This is a genomic window from Helicobacter anseris (genome assembly GCF_003364335.1).
Taxonomy (GTDB): domain Bacteria; phylum Campylobacterota; class Campylobacteria; order Campylobacterales; family Helicobacteraceae; genus Helicobacter_H; species Helicobacter_H anseris.
In genome coordinates, this window is record NZ_NXLX01000039.1 from 1 (window position 1) to 1,875 (window position 1,875).

General features: G+C 33.2%; 1 protein-coding gene. It reads right to left on the reverse strand.

The genetic code is table 11. The features are described from left to right. Positions 1-1,820 (reverse strand): DUF7149 domain-containing protein (locus CQA57_RS08080; RefSeq protein WP_147288377.1); only part of this gene is annotated, 1,820 nt, incomplete at its 3' end. Positions 1,821-1,875 lie beyond the last annotated feature (55 nt).

Consider the following 1,875-nt stretch of genomic DNA (forward strand, 5'->3'; position numbering starts at 1 on the left):
TTGATATCTACTCCAAAGAGACAATTTTCTATGATGGATTTTTTGAGATGGAAGAGCTCTACTTGGATTTGATGGGTTTGTTGTTGCTGTGAGGTGGGTTTGATGTATTGGTGGATTTTGCCTTGAGTGTAGATGAGGATTTCATCATTATCTAAACTGAGGCTAGATTCTGTAAGAGATTTGATCAATCTTAAGTCATAGCAGATTTTTATCATCTCATTGAGAGCGGATACCAAAAAATGTCCGCTACCTACTGCAGGATCACAAATGCGTATGGATAAAAGGGTAGCAAGATAGCTTTCTTTGTTTTTTGCATAGCCTTTGGCTAGCATTTCATCTTGAAGTTCTTCTAGTGTATCGCACTCCCATCCAAAAGTAGAGTTAAATTTCTCTATGACTGCTTGAGTGATACTCTCTTTGCACATATAAGAAGTAATAAAGCTTGGGGTATAAAAGCTCCCTTCTTTGTAGCCATTGAGTTTTTCAAAGACAAGCCCTAAGACTGCTGAGTTGATAAGCAAATCATAATTTTGTTTTGTGTCATCTTGGATGTCTTTGGCTGTGGTGGTAAAGTCATAGGCGTGTAAAAACTCAAAGAGATAATCTAAGAGAAAAAGAGAATCTTTGTTTTTGAATCTCTCATCTTTTTTAAGGATAGAGCGTGGAAAAATAGTCAGTTGATTTGAAGCTAGTAAGCCTATCTCTTTGCCCTCATACTCTAAAGGGATACGATCAAATAAACTTGAGTTTAGATAAGGGATAGAGCCAAAGAGTTTGATATCTTCTTCATTGCGATTTTCTTGCTTTTTTGCAAGCACTCCAAAGAAAAGGCGTGAGAGGTGGGAGAAATTTGCAATTTTTTGCGTGCTTAAGAAGGGCTTTTGTATATGATTGCAGGATAAAAGCATAGATTCTAGAAGTCTTAAGAACAAAAGGCGATTGTTCCAAGTAGTAATCAGTGTAAAGATAGCTTCATCATCTAGCTTGGGATAGGTTTGTCTGATAGCATCGCTTAGAGTGTTTTTTGTGGTGCTAGGAGTGATGAGAATCTTCCCTCCACTTTTACCATTTTCGCTTACTTCTTGCAATCCTAAGATATAGAGTAGCTCTTCATAAAAACCTTTATTAAGTGTATTTGCATCAATGATATTTTTTTGATCCAAAAGCACTTGAGGGCTTAAAAGAGTATAGATAGCAGAAAGTGCTTCTTCAGAGAGATTGGAATCTAATCTAAAATAAGTGTATTCCAAGGTTTTATCAAAGTTTGTTTTGAGATAAGATTCTAAACCTTTATAAAATGTATTTGTGCTAGTATCTACTCCTTTGTTTTTATCACAATTTTTATAAAAATTTTCAATTTCTTTATCTTTTAGAAAGATTCTAAATGCATCAGCTTTAAAGATGTAAAACTCACAAGGATTACAAAGAATGATATGCTTAATAGAATTATTGTTTTCTCCTTCATGTTCGCGCAAAAAATAAAGGATAGATTCATAGAGAGCTTTGGAGAGTGGATTATCTTGTGATTTTGGAAATTCTAAGTTGTTATTGAGGGATTTTACTTCTATCAATACTTGTGCTTTATCTTCTACATAAATCGCACTATCTACTTTACCTTTGGTATTACAATCATAATTATAGACTTTGGCTAAAAATTTATTGATTTCATTTTTTTGAAATTCTTCTTCTTTTTGGCTTTGGGCTTTAGATAAAAAAATATCAACTTCTTTTTTGAAAGATTTGATTTCATCGGCTTTTGGGATTTTTGGATTGTAAGATTTATTGAAATCTTTAGGTGTAATTTGTTTAAAAGAAATCATAATTTGCCCTTAAAATGAAGTGATACAAAATGCGAGGATTATAAAAAAAGGGGGT